Here is a 14,499-nt window from a genome sequence, read left to right as displayed (position 1 = left end):
GATGACAACGTTCCTGCGGGAACGTCCTGCTCGACGGACGTCGGATAGCGGTCGCCGTACGCAGACGCGACCAGCGCCTCGATTGGTGCCACCGAGCATCGGTCGCCGGCGCCTCAAGTGGCATGAAGTCGTGTTCGGCGACCGGCAAGCTGGACCTGCGCACATGCCGATGACCAGGTGTCCTTCGTGGCGAAGTGCCGTGACGGGCCAGCACGACGTGCCCACCTCTGGAACCGCGGTCTTTTTCGTTATGCGCTGAACGCGTGGTGAGCGAAGAGCGGCCAAGAACGACATGAGCCGGTCCGAGGCGATCCGGGCCGCAGTGGTGCTCGTCCTCGACAGCGGCGACGGTCGCGAGGAGCTGGGTCGCCGGCGTCCGTCCCGCTCACACCCGTTCGACGCGGTCGGCCTGGGGTCCGCGATCGCTCTGTCGCACCTGGTACCGGACCCGATCGCCCTCACGCAGCGCCTCGGCGCCCCTGATGACCGACACGTGCACGAACAGGTCCGCGCCGACCGCGTCCGGGGCGATGAAGCCGAAACCCCGCTCCGCGTCGTAGCGCACGACCACACCCTCGCCGCCGCGCGCCGGGACGTCGGATGCCTCCTCGTGTCCCGACCGAGCGCGGGTCGTCGACGTCGCGGGCACGCCCCGAGGTGTCGAGCTGCGCGTGAGGACCACGTCGCGCGCCTGCGGGCCCTTCTCGCTCTCGACGATGTCGTACGTCACCCGGTCCCCCTCCTGCAGCTCGGTGAGACCGCCGGCCAGCGCCCGGACGTGCACGAAGACATCGGAGCCGCCCGACTCGGGGGCGATGAACCCGAAGCCCTTGTCCCCGTCGTACCAGGACACGGTGCCGTCCGCCCCGTCGGATGCCGCGGCCTCCTGGGTGGCCTGGGCCCCCAGGGGGAGCAGATGGTCAGCCTGCGGCCCCTTCTCCCCGTCGGCGACGAGGAACGCCACCCGCTGCCCATCCGCGATCACGCCGCCTCCGACGATGGCCGAGCTGTGCACGAAGATCTCGGCACCACCGCCGTCGGGCGTGATGAAGCCGTACCCCTTGGCAGGCTCGTACCAGGCGACGGTGCCGAGCACGCCCAGCGGCTTGTCGGCGGCCCGGTCAGCCGTGACCCGAACGCGGCGTGCCTGCGGGCCGCGGTCCCCCTCGCCGATCTCGAACTCGACCACCTGCCCCTCCCGGAGCAGCTTCATCGCGTCGTCGCTGACGATCTCGGACGCATGCACGTACAGGTCCTCTGCCTCCTGCCCGAGGGCGATGAAGCCGAACCCCCGGTCGGTGTCGAACCAGCGGACGGTTCCCTCGGTCACGGCTGACTCCTTGTCGAAGCTACGGTCGGTATTCACCCAGTGTCCCCGACAGCAGAGCCGGGCATGCGAGACGGGCCGCGTGGACAGCGTCAGAGCGATCTCCCGGTGGGTCGGGCTGTCGTCGCGTTGGCGGTGCGTGCGGACGCCGTCGTCATCCTCGGGGTGTTCTACGGCGGGCGTGACTTCGAACCGATCCTGCCTCCGCGCGGCGCTACTGCTCGTCGTCGTCCGGGTCGCCGGTCCATCCCGCCGCGATGCTGTCCCCGGCGGCGCGCGTCTCCTCGACCAGGCGCGCGATCAGCTCCGCGGCGGTGGCCGAGCGCAACAGCGCCTGCTGGTCCAGGGACCCGATCGGCGCGATGCCGGCCAGCTGCCAGAGGCGCTCGGCCGGGTCGTCCGACAGCTGGACGTCGGCCGGCCAGCGCAGCTCGACGAACTCGCTGTGCCGGGCGAGGGTGTCCCGCACGAGGCGCTCGGCCGCCGCGAGCGCCTCGAGGTCGCCCGGTTCGATCACGAGCGGGGCGAGCTCGCGGACCCGGGCCCGCGGGAACGGGTCCTCTTCGAGCCAGTCGACGACCTCGAAGCGTTCGGTGCCCCGTGCGACCAGGACGATCGATCCCTCGCCGATCTGGACCGTCACGATGCTGGCCACGGTGCCGACCCTGAAGCGGGCGTCGCCGCCGCCGACCTCGGAGCCGCGCTCGATCAGCACCACGCCGAACTCGCGGTCCGCGCCGAGCACCGTCGACAGCAGCGCGACGTAGCGGGGCTCGAAGACGCGCAGCGGAAGCGGCATCCCCGGGAGCAGCGCGGAGCCGAGGGGGAACATCGCCAGCTCGCGGGTCGCTTCGGGCACGGTGCTGATCCTGCCGCACCCGCGGCGCGATGCCGCGCCGACGAGCGCTACCGCGCGGCGTCGCGCGCCAGCCACGCCAACGCTCCCTGCGCGGCGAACACCCCGGTGCTGAACGAGGCCTGCAGCAGGTAGCCGCCCGTGGGCGCCTCCCAGTCGAGCATCTCGCCCGCGACGAACGTGCCGGGCAGCGCCGGCAGCATGAGCGCCTCGTCGACCTCCGACCACGCGATGCCGCCCGCGGTCGAGATCGCCCGGGCGATCGGCATCGTCGCGGTGAGCACCACCGGCACGGCCTTGACCAGCTCGGCCATCTCGGCGGCGTCGCTCGGCATCGCGCCGCCGCTCGACTCCCGCACCAGCGCGATCGCAACCGGATCCAGACCGATGGTGCGGCGCAGCCAGTTCGAGCCGGAGTCCTTCGGTCGGCGGTTCCGCAGCCGATCGGTGAGGGTCTCGACGGTGAGGTCCGGACGAAGGTCGACCTCGAGGACGCCCGGCCCGTCGGCATCGAGGGCGGCCCGGATCGCGGCGCCGATCGCGTAGACCGGGCCGCCCTCCAGCCCGGTCCGGGTCACCATCGCGTCGCCGCGCACCGGTGGAGCGTCCTGGCCGCGCACGGTCAGGCCCACGTGCTTCAGCGGGGTTCCCTCGAACCGGTCCGCGAACGTGTCGGTCCACGCGACCCGCACCCCGACGTTCGCGGGCCGCAGCGGCGTGACCGTCACCCCGCGGTCGCGGAACGGGTCGACCCAGCCGCCGTCCGAACCGAGCCGTGGCCAGGACGCTCCGCCGAGCGCGAAGATCGCCACGTCGTCGGCCGCCTCGGTCACGTGGTCGTCGGGCCCGGTGAAGCGCAGCCCACCAGGCTGGTCCGTCCACCCCGTCCACCGCTGCCGCGTCTCGATCCGCACGCCAAGCGCGGCGAGGCGCGCCAACCACGCGCGGAGCAGCGGGGTCGCCCGGAACGCCCGCGGGAACACCCGCCCGCTCGACCCGACGAACGTCGGCTCGCCCAGACCCGCGCACCAGTCGCGCAGATCCGCCGGGCCGAACACCTCGAGCATCGGCGCGATCCGGTCGGCCGAGGCGCCGTACCGGGCCAGCATGCGGTCGCGGTCCTCGGTATGGGTGATGTTCAGACCGCCGTGACCCGCCAGGAGGAACTTGCGGCCGACGGCGGGCATGTGCTCGTACACCGTCACGGCCACGCCCGCCCGGGCCAGGCCCTCGGCGGCGATCAGCCCCGCCGGACCACCACCGATCACACTCGCCGTGCTCATCGGCCGTGCCGACTGCAGGTGACGGTGCGGAGAGGCATCGAGCGAACGTAACTCACGCACGACGACTCATCGGACCGACGGCCGCGAAGGCTCCCCGACCCGCGGACCATACCCGGGCAAACGGTAGAATCTGCCGGGCAAACCGCCCATTGAACCCCCTCGGCCCTCGGGACCTTCGGCGCACGGTCGCGGCAAACCGGCCTCCTAGCATCGTCAGGACGAGGTCAACGGGGATCTCACCCACCCTTCTCATACAACGGGAGCACCTCGTGACTGCCACCCCCGAGATCGACGCGCTGGTTGCCGGCGCGACCAAGGCCCTCGCGGCCTATGCCAGCTTCACCCAGGCCGACATCGACTACATCGTCAAGAAGGCCACGGTCGCGGCGCTGGACCAGCACGGCGCCCTGGCCGACCTCGCGATCACCGAGACCCGCCGCGGGATCTTCGAGGACAAGGCCGTGAAGAACATCTTCGCGTGCGAGCACGTCACGCACTCGATGGCGAGCCTGAAGACGGTCGGCATCATCAGCCGGGACGAGCTGACCGGCATCATCGAGATCGCCGAGCCCGTGGGCGTCGTCGCCGGCATCACCCCGGTGACGAACCCGACGTCGACCGCGATCTTCAAGTCGCTGATCGCCCTCAAGACGCGCAACCCGATCATCTTCGGCTTCCACCCCGCCGCGCAGAGCTCCTCGGTCGCCGCGGCCCGGATCGTGCGGGACGCCGCGATCGCGGCAGGCGCGCCGGAGAACTGCATCCAGTGGGTGGAGCACCCGTCCCTCGAGGCGACGAGCATCCTCATGAACCACCCGGGAGTCTCGCTGATCCTCGCGACCGGTGGCAACGCGATGGTCAAGGCCGCGTACTCGTGCGGCAAGCCGGCGCTCGGCGTCGGGGCCGGCAACGTGCCCGCGTACATCGAGAAGTCGGCCAAGCTCAAGCGCGCCGTGAACGACGTCGTGCTCTCCAAGGCGTTCGACAACGGCATGGTCTGCGCCTCGGAGCAGGCCGTCATCCTCGACGACGAGATCTACGACGCCGCGATGGCCGAGTTCGCCGTGCTGCACGCCTACCGCGTGAACAAGAAGGAGAAGGCGCTCCTCGAGAAGTTCATCTTCGGCGTCGCGGCCAACGACAAGAACTGCGCCGGCGCGAAGCTGAACGCGGCCGTCGTCGGGCAGAGCCCCACCTGGATCGCGGAGCAGGCCGGCTTCAAGGTGCCCGCCGACACGTCGATCATCATGGTCGAGGTCGCCGCCGTCGGGCCCGAGGAGCCGATGACGCGCGAGAAGCTCACGCCGGTCATCGCCGTGCTGCGGGCGACGTCGACCGAGCACGGCATCCGGCTGTCCGAGCAGATGGTCGAGTTCGACGGCCTCGGGCACAGCGCGGCGATCCACACCCGGGACGACAAGCTCGCCGAGGAGTTCGGCACCCGCGTCAAGGCGGTCCGGATCATCCGCGACGCGCCGTCCTCCCTGGGCGGGATCGGCGACATCTACAACGCCTTCATCCCGTCGCTCACCCTCGGCTGCGGCTCGTACGGCGCCAACTCGGTGTCGAACAACGTCTCGGCGATCAACCTCGTCAACATCAAGCGGATCGGGCGAAGGAACAACAACTTGCAGTGGTTCAAGGTCCCCGCCAAGACGTACTTCGAGCCGAACGCGATCCGCTACCTGTCCGACATGGAGGGCATCTCGCGGGTCACCATCGTCACCGACACGACGATGACCCGGCTGGGCTTCGTCGACAAGGTGCTCGACGTGCTCTCGCGCCGCGGCGAGAAGGTCTCCCTGCAGATCATCGACACGGTCGAGCCCGAGCCGTCCGTCACCACGGTGCTCAAGGGCGCCACGGAGATGCGCGCGTTCCGCCCCGACACGATCATCGCGCTCGGTGGCGGCTCGCCGATGGACGCCGCAAAGGTCATGTGGCTGCTGTACGAGCACCCCGAGATCGACTTCTCGGACCTCAAGCAGAAGTTCTTCGACGTGCGCAAGCGCGCGTTCCGGTTCCCGGTGCTCGGCAAGCTCGCCAGCCTGGTCTGCATCCCGACGACGTCGGGCACGGGCGCGGAGGTGACGCCGTTCGCGGTGATCACCGACACCGTCACGGGCAAGAAGTACCCGCTCGCGGACTACGCCCTCACCCCGACCGTCGCGATCATCGACCCGGTGCTGACCGCGATGATGCCCAAGTCGCTCGCCGCCGACTCCGGGTTCGACGCCCTGACGCACGCCACCGAGGCGTACGTGTCCGTCTACGCGAACGACTTCACCGACGGGATGGCCCTGCAGGCGATCCGGTTGATCTTCGACAACCTCGCCGCCAGCGTCAACGGTGAGCCGGGCGCGCCGGAGACCGCCGAGGCGCGCGAGAAGATGCACAACGCCGGCACCATCGCCGGGATGGCGTTCGGCAACGCGTTCCTGGGGATCGTGCACGCGATGGCGCACACCGTGGGCTCGACCTTCCACCTCGTGCACGGCCGCACCAACGCGGTGCTGCTCCCGCACGTGGTGCGCTACAACGGCTCGATCCCGTCCAAGCTCACGAGCTGGCCGAAGTACGAGAGCTACGTGGCCCCGGAGCGGTTCCAGGCGATCGCGGCGACCCTCGGGCTGCCGGCGGCGACCCCGGCCGAGGGCGTGGAGTCGTACGCGATCGCGCTCGAGGCGCTGCGCTCGAAGGTCGGCATCCCGTCGTCGTTCGCCGCGCAGGGCGTGTCGGAGGCGGACTTCATCGGCCGGCTCGACGAGCTGGCGATGGGGTCCTACGAGGACCAGTGCGCGCCGGCCAACCCGCGCATGCCGATGCGGGCGGACATGAAGGAGCTCCTCACGGCGGCCTACTACGGCACCTCGGTCGCGGACGTCCGGGCCCGGCAGAGCCAGGCCGCGGCCGCCCCTGCAGCCGCTGCGGCTGAGGCAGCGGCTGAGGCGAACGACGTCCCGGCCGACGACGCCGCCCCCGCGGCCGTCGCGGACGAGACGGTCACCGACGAGGTCCTCGCGACCTCCTGACCCGGGCGGACCCGACCGGCGTCCACCCCCGCACGACCCGCACGACCTGCTCGATCTGGTGCCCCGCCGGCGATGCCGGCGGGGCACCGGCCTGCGTGGTGGCCCACAATGGACGTTTCCGATCGACAGGAGCACGAACCATGCGCACCTCCAGGATCCCGTTGGCCTCCGTGGCCCTCGGCACCGCTCTCCTCCTCGGCCTGACCGGCTGCTCGGACGACTCCACCCCCGACCTCGGCGAGCTGGGAGCGTCGATCTCCTCCGCGGTCGACAGCGCCAAGCAGAGCGCCGACGCGGCCGGCGTCGCCATCGACGACGCGCGCGCGCAGCTCGAGGACCTCGCACCCGACGCCAAGGCCGCGGCCGAGGACGCGATCGACTCCTCGACCACCGCCATCGACGACGCCAAGGCCGCCCTCGACGAGGCCAGCGCCGCAGGTTCGTCCACCAGCGCAGCGGTCACCGAGGCCGAGGCGGCGCTCGCCGACGCCCGCGCCAAGCTCGACGCCGCGGCCGAGACCGTCGACGGCGCGGCGAAGTCGACCCTCGAGACGCTCGCCGCGAAGGTCGACGAGCTCAAGGCGCAGCTCGAGGCGACCCAGAACTGACCCCACGCCCGCACAGGTCCCGATGACCTGTGCGGGTGATTTCTGTCGTTCATCCGCCGAAACCATGTCATGACCGGTCTTCCTGCCGATCCAAGTAGGTATGACCGTCCACGACTCCCGCCAGCAGCACCGATCGGGCCACGGCCCCGCCTGGTGGACAGTCTCGGCCTGGGCATCGCTCGGGCTGCTGGTGCTGGCCGGCCTCGCGGGCGCGGTCGGTATCGGCTGACGCCCCGCGTACCCTCGGGCGGATGACCCCCGAGCGCACCGGATCCGTCGTCCCCGGGCGGTGGCGCGAGGTTCTGCACGCGACCGGCCTCCTCGCCGCGGACGGCTCGACCCGCCCGACGATCTTCGCCGAGATGTCTGCCCTCGCGGCGAGCACCGGCGCGGTCAACCTGGGTCAGGGGTTCCCCGACGTCGACGGTCCCGACGCCGTCAAGCGCGCCGCGATCCAGGCGATCGCCGACGGCCACAACCAGTACCCGCCCGGGAGCGGGATCGCGCCGCTGCGCGCGGCCGTCGCGGGCCACCAGCAGCGCTACTACGGCCTCGAGGTCGATCCGGACACCGAGGTGCTGATCACCACCGGGGCGACCGAGGCGCTGGCCGCGACCGTCCTCGCCCTCGCCGGGCCCGGCGACGAGGTCCTCACGCTCGAACCGTTCTACGACTCGTACGCCGCGGTGATCGCCCTGGCCGGCGCGCGGCACACGACCGCGCCGCTGAGCCCGGGCGCAGACGGTTTCCGGCTGGACCAGGCCGCGCTGCGGGCCGCGTTCACCGACCGCACCCGCCTCGTCATCCTCAACACCCCGCACAACCCGACGGGGGCCGTGCTCACCCGCGCCGAGCTCGAGCTCGTCGCGCAGCTCGCCACCGCCCACGACGCCATCGTCGTGACCGACGAGGTCTACGAGCACCTCGTGTTCGACTCGGCGACCCACGTCCCCGTCGCGACGCTGCCGGGGATGGCCGACCGCACGCTGACCATCTCCTCGGCGGGCAAGACGTTCTCGTTCACCGGGTGGAAGATCGGCTGGATCAGCGGGCCCGCCCCGCTCGTCGAGGCGGTCCGGACGGTCAAGCAGTTCCTCACCTACGTCTCGGGGGCGCCCTTCCAGCCCGCGATCGCCGTCGCCCTGGCCGACGACGACTCAGACACCTGGGTGCGCGGGCTCGCCGCGTCGTTGTCCGCCCGCCGGGACCTGCTGTGCAACGGCCTCGAACGCGCGGGCTTCGCCGTCGTCCGCCCGCAGGGCACCTACTTCGTGGTGGCCGACGGCGCGCCGCTCGGGTTCGACGACGGCGCGGCGCTGTGCCGGCGACTGCCCGAGCTGGCCGGCGTCGTGGGCGTGCCGGTGAGCGCGTTCACCCGCGCCGGCTCGCCCGCCGACGTCGCGCTGCGCTCCACCGTCCGGTTCACGTTCGTCAAGCGCGAGTCCGTGCTGCGCGAGGCGGTCGACCGCCTGGGCGCGCTGCGGCCCGCCTGAGCCGGGCCCTCGCGCCTACAGCCGGAGCCACCCGCCGCGACGGTATGCGGGGGTGGCCAGCGCCAGGACCAGCAGCGCCGTGGCGGTGCTCCCCACCATGACCAGGCCCATCGCGCGCGCGTCCCCGCCGAGCACCCCGACCAGCGGGCTCACGACGCCCGCGACCCCGGCCTGCATGGCACCGATGAAGGCGGCGGCCGTCCCGGCCATGGCGCCGTGCCGGCTCAGCGCGATCGCCGACGCGTTCGGCGGGAGGAACTGGATCAGGCCGAGCATGACCCACAGCACGGCGAGCAGCCCGATCAGCCCGCCGGCCCCGGTCAGGATGACCACGAGCAGCACGACGGCGACGGCGAACAGCAGCGGCAGGGCGACCCGCAGGATCCGGATCGGCACGACCCGCCGGACCAGGCTCGCGTTGATCTGCGCGCCGCCCACCAGCGCGACGCCGTTCATGGCGAACAGCAGCGCGAACTGGTTCGCGGACAGGCCGTACCCCTCCTGGAACACGAACGGGGAGCCGACGACGTAGCTCATCAGCACAGCCATCCCGAGCCCGGGCAGCACGGCGATCGCGACGAAGTGCTGGTCGCGCAGCAGGACCCCGTACCCGCCGAGCGCGGTGCGCAGGCCCGCCCCGCGCCGCCGCTCGGGCGGGAGCGTCTCGGGCAGCCGGCGCCAGACCACGACCCACAGCACCGCGCCGAACACCGCCAGCGCGACGAACACCGCGCGCCACCCCCACTGGCCGGCGATCAGCCCGCCGACCGACGGCGCGAACAGCGGCGCCACCCCGATCACGAGCATGAGCCGGGACAGCAGCCGCGACGCGTCCGACCCCACGAACCGGTCGCGGATCACCGCGATCGCGACCACGGTGGCCGCGGCGTTGAAGAAGCCCTGCGCGACCCGGAGCGCGATCAGCGCCCCGATCCCCGGCGCGACCGCGCAGAGCAGCGAGATCACGATGTGCAGCGCGATGCCGATCAGCACCGGGCGCCGACGTCCGAAGCGGTCCGACAGCGGGCCCACGACCAGCTGGCCCACCGCGCCGCCGACGAGCACCCCGGTCATGGTCAGCTGGACGGCCGTGGTCGTGGTGCCCAGGTCGCGAGCGACGTCGGGCAGGGACGGCAGGTAGATGTCGCTGGTCACGGCGGGCAGGGCGCACATCAGCCCGAGCAGCAGCACGTACTTCGCGTTCGGCCGGTAGTCGCTGGGAGTCGGGGGGCCGCCGGTAGTCATCGGGTCGATTCTCCCATCGCCGATCCGATCCGTGGTCATCGCCCGGACCGCTGGGGCAGGCTTGACCCATGTGCGGTCGATACGCCTCCTTCCGCGAGGCCCAGGATCTGGCGGACGAGTTCGCGGTGGCACGGATCGCCGACGACGTCCGGCTCCTGCCGCCGTCCTGGAACGTGGCCCCCACCGACACGGTGCGGATGGTGGTCGAACGGCCCAGCCGCCTCGAGGACGGCTCGGCCGGCGAGATCGAGCGCACGCTGCGCGGCGCGCGCTGGGGCCTGGTGCCGTCCTGGGCGAAGGATCCCAAGATCGGGAGCACGATGATCAACGCGCGCGCCGAGACCCTCGCCACGAAGCCGGCGTTCCGGCGGGCGTTCGCGACGCGGCGCGCCCTGCTGCCGGCCGACGGCTACTACGAGTGGCAGCCGCCCGCCCCCGGCTCACCCACGAAGACGAAGCAGCCGATCTACATCCACGCGCCCGACGACGTCCCGCTCGCGATGGCGGGGCTGTACGAGTTCTGGGCGGATCCGACCAAGGAGCCCGACGACCCGACCCGGTGGCTGGTGACCGCGACGGTCGTGACCACCACCGCCGTCGACGAGATGGGCCAGGTCCACGACCGCCAGCCGGTGATCCTGCTCCCCGACCGGTGGGACGCCTGGTTGGACCCCGCGGTCGACGCTGCCGGCGCCGCGAGCCTCCTCGCCGCCCCCGCCCCGCGGCTGGCCCTGACGCCGGTCTCCACCGCGGTCAACAAGGTGAGCAACAACTCCCCCACCCTGATCACCCCGCTGTGACCTGATCACCCCGCTGTGACCCGGGGTCAGGTGGTGGCGCTGACCCGGACCGGCGCGATCGAGCCCAGCCCGGCCAGGTCCCGGGCCGGCTGCGGCGTGAGGGCGAAGCGCGGGTCCTGGGCGAGCAGCGCCGCCGTCGCCTGGTCCGTGAGCACGGTGCTGGGCTCCGCGATGTCGGTCAGCCGGGCCGCGACGTTCACGGACGCGCCGAACACGTCACCGAACCGCGACAGCACCCGCCCCTGCACGAACCCGACCCGGACGGGCGTCACGCCGCGGGCCCCCTCGGCCATCCCGCCGGCGGAGCGCTCGGCGTCGACGTCGAGCTCGCTGCCGAGCACGCGGGCCAGGCCGAGCGCGACGTGCGCGCCGGTGACGACGTCGTCGGCGATGAACAGGACCGCGTCGCCGATGGTCTTGACGACCCTGCCCCCGGCCGCCGTCACGACGTCGCGTGCGGCGGTCTCGAACCGCTGGACGAACAGGGACAGGTCGGTGGGCCCGAGCCCGGCCGTGCGCCGCGTGAACGACACCATGTCGGCGAAGCCGACCGCGCGGGCCAGCGGCAGGGCGGTCGGGTCGGGGTGGTCCGCCATCCGGGCCTCGCCGAACTCCGCGGCGATCCGGCCCGCCATGGCCGCCAGGTGGCGCCGCCAGGAGTGCACGAGCTGGGCCTCGAGCATCGGCCCCGTCTCGGCGAGCTGATCGAGCACCACGAGCCGCGCGCTCGTGTCGTCGAGCTGGAAGCGGGCCGCGGTGTCTTCCACCAGCGCCTCGACCTGCCACAGCACGAGCCGCTCGGACGTGTGCCCGAGCGCCCGGGTGAGGGTGACCGCCGTGCGCCGCTCCAGGTGCCCCGCGGCGACCAGCCCGGTGATGCGGATCAGCGCGGCGACGTCGTCCTCGGTGAAGACCGGGTCGTCCAGGTCGGCGTGGGGCAGGCCGAGCGTCGACCAGAACAGGCTCGCGTCCTCGACCGCGACGCAGGGATCGGAGCGGGCGGCGAGGTCGCGCAGGGTCAGCGTGCGGTCGCCCCCCAGCAGGAGGGAGTCGAGCCGGTCGACGGTCGAGCCGGCCTCGGGTGGCACCGGCTCGGGGACTGCGGACGTGGGGAAAGTCACACGTGCAGGCTAGTTCACCCCGGTACGACGCCGCGGACGCGGTGCCCTCGGACGCGGCCCACTCGGACGCGGCTCACTCGGACGCGGTCCGCACGTGCAGCACGTCCCCCGCGAGCACGGTGTGCTCGACGCCGCCGTCGTCGATCACCACCAGCGCGCCGTCGGGCCCGAGCCGACGCGCGAGCCCGACCAGCTCGGTGCCCCCCGGCAGCGCGACCCGCACCCGGCGCCCGATCGTGAGGCAGACCGCCGTCACCTCGTCCGCGAGACCGGCGGCGACCGCATCGCCGCCCGCGGCCGTCCACCGCGCGGACAGGTCCGCGAACGCCTCCACGAGGGCGTCCAGGAGCACCTCGCGGTCGAGATCCTGAGCGCCCGCGAGCGCGAGCGAGATCGCGCTCGGCACGGGCAGCTCGTCCGCGACCTGAGTCACGTTCACCCCGATGCCCAGGACGACGGCCGACCCCGCCGGGGTCCGCACCAGCTCGGTGAGGATGCCCCCCACCTTGCGGTCCGTGCCCCACCCGTCGAGCTCGACCGCGCCGGGCTGCGGCACGAGCAGGTCGTTGGGCCACTTCAGCCCCGCCTGGACCCCGGCGGTGGCGCGCAGCGCGTACACCGCCCCCAGACCGGCCAGCAGCGGGAGCCAGCCGAGCGCGTCTAGCGGCGGCCGCGCCCAGATCGAGATCGAGAGCGTCAGGGCCGCCCGGGCCGGCGTCTGCCAGTCGCGCCCGGCCCGGCCGTGCCCGCCCTCCTGGTGGTCGGCCACGAGCAGGCCCACCCCGGGCCACCCTGCCGGGTCGCGAGCCAGGGCGGCCGCGAGCGCGGTGTTCGTCGACCCGACCCGCTCCACCACCTCGACCCGACCGAGCGGACCGCTCGGGGCGAGCAGCAGCTCGCGCAGCACGGACGAACGCAACGCCGGTCGGTTCACCATGACCTCATCCTTTCGGTCCCACGCCTGGTCGACTCCCCATCATCGCGCGCAGGGCGGCGGGCTGCGCCGCGGCCGACCGCCCGGAGAGCGACCGCCCGGAGCGAGATGTCCCGCTCCGGGCGGCGGTCCGTCTAGTCTCGGCCCTGTGACTGACGCACTGACGCCCCCGGAAACCGGCACCGCCGCCAAGCTTGCCGACCTGCGCGAGCGGATCGACTCCGCGACCCGAGCTCCCGAGGAGGCGGCCCAGGGCAAGCAGCACGCGCGCGGCAAGAAGACCGCCCGGGAGCGGATCGACGGCCTGCTCGACGCCGGCTCGTTCGTCGAGCTCGACGCGTTCGCGCGGCACCGGTCGACCAACTTCGGCCTCGAGAAGAAGCGCATCCCGGGGGACGGCGTCGTCGTCGGGCACGGCACGATCGACGGCCGGCAGGTCTGCATCTACGCGCAGGACTTCACGGTCTTCGGCGGCTCGCTCGGCGAGGTGCACGGGCAGAAGATCACCAAGGTGATGGACCTGGCGCTGCGCACCGGGGTGCCGCTGATCGGCATCGCCGACGGCGGCGGGGCGCGCATCCAGGAGGGCGTGGCCGCCCTCACCCAGTTCGCCGAGATCTTCCGCCGCAACGTCGCCGCGTCCGGGGTGATCCCGCAGATCTCGCTGATCCTCGGGCCCAGCGCCGGCGGCGCGGTGTACTCCCCCGCGCTGACCGACTTCATCGTGATGGCCGACGGCACGTCGAACATGTTCATCACGGGTCCCGACGTCATCCGCGCCGTGACCGGCGAGGACGTCGGCCTCGAGGAGCTCGGAGGTGCGCACACGCACAACGAGCGGTCCGGCGTCGCGCACTACCTCGCCGCCGACGAGGACGACGCGTTGGACTACGTGAAGTCGCTGCTGTCCTACCTCCCGTCGAACAACCTCAGCGACCCGCCGGTCTTCGCCTCGGGCGACGTCCCCCTCGAGGTGACCGACGCCGACCGCGAGCTCGACTCCCTCATCCCGGACTCGGACAGCCAGCCGTACGACATGCGCACCGTCCTCGAGCACGTGCTCGACGAGGGCGTGCTGCTCGAGGTCCAGCCGCTGTACGCGCGCAACGTGCTGATCGGGTTCGGCCACGTCGAGGGGCACCCCGTCGGGATCGTGGCCAACCAGCCCCAGCACATGGCCGGCACGCTCGACATCAACGCCGCCGAGAAGGCCGCGCGCTTCGTGCGCACCTGCGACGCGTTCAACCTGCCGGTGCTGACCTTCGTGGACGTGCCCGGGTTCCTGCCCGGGACCGACCAGGAGTGGAACGGGATCATCCGCCGCGGCGCGAAGCTGATCTACGCCTACGCCGAGGCGACCGTGCCGCTGGTCACCCTCATCACCCGCAAGGCGTACGGCGGCGCGTACATCGTGATGGGCTCCAAGCAGCTGGGCGCGGACGTCAACCTCGCCTGGCCGACGGCGCAGATCGCCGTGATGGGCGCCGGCGGGGCGGTCAACATCTTGCAGCGCGCCGCGATCAAGGTCGTGGCCGACGCCGGCGGCGACGTCGAGGAGGAGCGCACCCGCCTGACGAACGAGTACGAGGACGCGATCGTCAACCCGTGGGACGCCGCCGACCGCGGGTACGTCGACGCGGTCATCGAGCCGTCCGAGACCCGCATCCAGATCGTGCGGGCCCTGCGTGCCCTGCGCACCAAACGGGCGACCCTGCCCCCGAAGAAGCACGGCAACATCCCCCTGTAGACCGCTGGGAGACCCGAGAATGGATGACCGGATGGACCACGAAGTGAGGGAAC

The 14,499-nt window shown here is 72.4% G+C and carries 12 protein-coding genes; 6 read left to right on the top strand and 6 right to left on the bottom strand.

Translation table 11 applies throughout. The annotated features are described in order from the left end of the window. Nucleotides 1–385: 385 nt before the first annotated feature. The 3 genes from EUA98_RS20480 to EUA98_RS05570 form a co-directional block, all read right to left on the bottom strand. A complete protein-coding gene (locus EUA98_RS20480; RefSeq protein WP_130101682.1) occupies nucleotides 386–1,330 on the bottom strand; it encodes a cold-shock protein in 945 nt (314 codons plus the stop codon). A 211-nt stretch (nucleotides 1,331–1,541) separates the two neighbouring features. Then, on the bottom strand, nucleotides 1,542–2,186 hold the full coding sequence (locus EUA98_RS05575) for an LON peptidase substrate-binding domain-containing protein (RefSeq protein ID WP_130101681.1): 645 nt from the start codon (nucleotides 2,184–2,186) through the stop codon (nucleotides 1,542–1,544). Between the two features lie 47 nt (nucleotides 2,187–2,233). Beyond that, on the bottom strand, nucleotides 2,234–3,466 hold the full coding sequence (locus EUA98_RS05570; protein ID WP_130101680.1) for a BaiN/RdsA family NAD(P)/FAD-dependent oxidoreductase: 1,233 nt from the start codon (nucleotides 3,464–3,466) through the stop codon (nucleotides 2,234–2,236). A gap of 269 nt (nucleotides 3,467–3,735) precedes the next feature. Between EUA98_RS05570 and adhE the strand changes: the two genes are divergently transcribed. The 4 genes from adhE to EUA98_RS05550 all read left to right on the top strand — a co-directional run bounded on the left by adhE (nucleotide 3,736) and on the right by EUA98_RS05550 (nucleotide 8,599). After that, on the top strand, nucleotides 3,736–6,498 hold the full coding sequence (gene adhE, locus EUA98_RS05565; protein WP_130101679.1) for a bifunctional acetaldehyde-CoA/alcohol dehydrogenase: 2,763 nt from the start codon (nucleotides 3,736–3,738) through the stop codon (nucleotides 6,496–6,498). A gap of 140 nt (nucleotides 6,499–6,638) precedes the next feature. Then, complete coding sequence (locus tag EUA98_RS05560) at nucleotides 6,639–7,106, top strand: hypothetical protein (protein ID WP_130101678.1); 468 nt, start codon at nucleotides 6,639–6,641, stop codon at nucleotides 7,104–7,106. Nucleotides 7,107–7,206: 100 nt separating this feature from the next. Further along, nucleotides 7,207–7,335, top strand: coding sequence for a molybdopterin oxidoreductase (locus EUA98_RS05555; RefSeq protein ID WP_130101677.1), 129 nt, complete (start codon nucleotides 7,207–7,209; stop codon nucleotides 7,333–7,335). Nucleotides 7,336–7,357: 22 nt separating this feature from the next. Then, nucleotides 7,358–8,599 carry a pyridoxal phosphate-dependent aminotransferase gene (locus EUA98_RS05550; protein ID WP_130101676.1) on the top strand — a complete coding sequence of 414 codons (1,242 nt, stop codon included), beginning with the start codon at nucleotides 7,358–7,360 and terminating at the stop codon, nucleotides 8,597–8,599. Between the two features lie 15 nt (nucleotides 8,600–8,614). On the opposite strand, the gene EUA98_RS05545 is transcribed toward EUA98_RS05550, so the two are convergent. After that, nucleotides 8,615–9,844: a multidrug effflux MFS transporter gene (locus EUA98_RS05545; RefSeq protein ID WP_165372721.1), complete on the bottom strand. Its 1,230-nt coding sequence runs from the start codon at nucleotides 9,842–9,844 to the stop codon at nucleotides 8,615–8,617. Nucleotides 9,845–9,912: 68 nt separating this feature from the next. On the opposite strand from EUA98_RS05545, the gene EUA98_RS05540 reads away from it, so the two are divergent. Then, nucleotides 9,913–10,644 (top strand): SOS response-associated peptidase, encoded by a 732-nt coding sequence (locus tag EUA98_RS05540; RefSeq protein WP_130101674.1) that lies wholly within the window; start codon nucleotides 9,913–9,915, stop codon nucleotides 10,642–10,644. 26 nt (nucleotides 10,645–10,670) lie between these two features. Here EUA98_RS05540 and EUA98_RS05535 read toward each other — a convergent pair whose 3' ends face one another. Together EUA98_RS05535 and EUA98_RS05530 are read right to left on the bottom strand one after the other, a co-directional pair. Next, entirely contained in the window at nucleotides 10,671–11,765 is a 1,095-nt protein-coding gene (locus EUA98_RS05535) for an adenylate/guanylate cyclase domain-containing protein (RefSeq protein WP_130101673.1), read from the bottom strand. A 73-nt stretch (nucleotides 11,766–11,838) separates the two neighbouring features. Then, on the bottom strand, nucleotides 11,839–12,702 hold the full coding sequence (locus tag EUA98_RS05530) for a biotin--[acetyl-CoA-carboxylase] ligase (RefSeq protein ID WP_130101672.1): 864 nt from the start codon (nucleotides 12,700–12,702) through the stop codon (nucleotides 11,839–11,841). Nucleotides 12,703–12,847: 145 nt separating this feature from the next. Here EUA98_RS05530 and EUA98_RS05525 point away from each other — a divergent pair, with 145 nt between their 5' ends. Further along, a complete protein-coding gene (locus EUA98_RS05525; protein ID WP_242511293.1) occupies nucleotides 12,848–14,446 on the top strand; it encodes an acyl-CoA carboxylase subunit beta in 1,599 nt (532 codons plus the stop codon). Nucleotides 14,447–14,499 lie beyond the last annotated feature (53 nt).

This window comes from Pengzhenrongella frigida (assembly GCF_004168625.1).
GTDB classification, from domain to species: Bacteria; Actinomycetota; Actinomycetes; order Actinomycetales; family Cellulomonadaceae; genus Pengzhenrongella; species Pengzhenrongella frigida.
Note: the sequence above shows the minus strand (reverse complement) of the source record. Positions and strands in the feature narration are given on the sequence as shown.

Excerpts from the sequence above, each read along its gene's own strand:
- EUA98_RS05570 (WP_130101680.1), bottom strand. The coding sequence starts at position 3,466 with ATGAGCACGGCGAGTGTGATCGGTGGTGGTCCGGCGGGGCTGATCGCC.
- EUA98_RS05560 (WP_130101678.1), top strand. The coding sequence starts at position 6,639 with ATGCGCACCTCCAGGATCCCGTTGGCCTCCGTGGCCCTCGGCACCGCT.
- EUA98_RS05555 (WP_130101677.1), top strand. The coding sequence starts at position 7,207 with ATGACCGTCCACGACTCCCGCCAGCAGCACCGATCGGGCCACGGCCCC.
- EUA98_RS05550 (WP_130101676.1), top strand. The coding sequence starts at position 7,358 with ATGACCCCCGAGCGCACCGGATCCGTCGTCCCCGGGCGGTGGCGCGAG.
- EUA98_RS05545 (WP_165372721.1), bottom strand. The coding sequence starts at position 9,844 with ATGACTACCGGCGGCCCCCCGACTCCCAGCGACTACCGGCCGAACGCG.
- EUA98_RS05540 (WP_130101674.1), top strand. The coding sequence starts at position 9,913 with ATGTGCGGTCGATACGCCTCCTTCCGCGAGGCCCAGGATCTGGCGGAC.
- EUA98_RS05530 (WP_130101672.1), bottom strand. The coding sequence starts at position 12,702 with ATGGTGAACCGACCGGCGTTGCGTTCGTCCGTGCTGCGCGAGCTGCTG.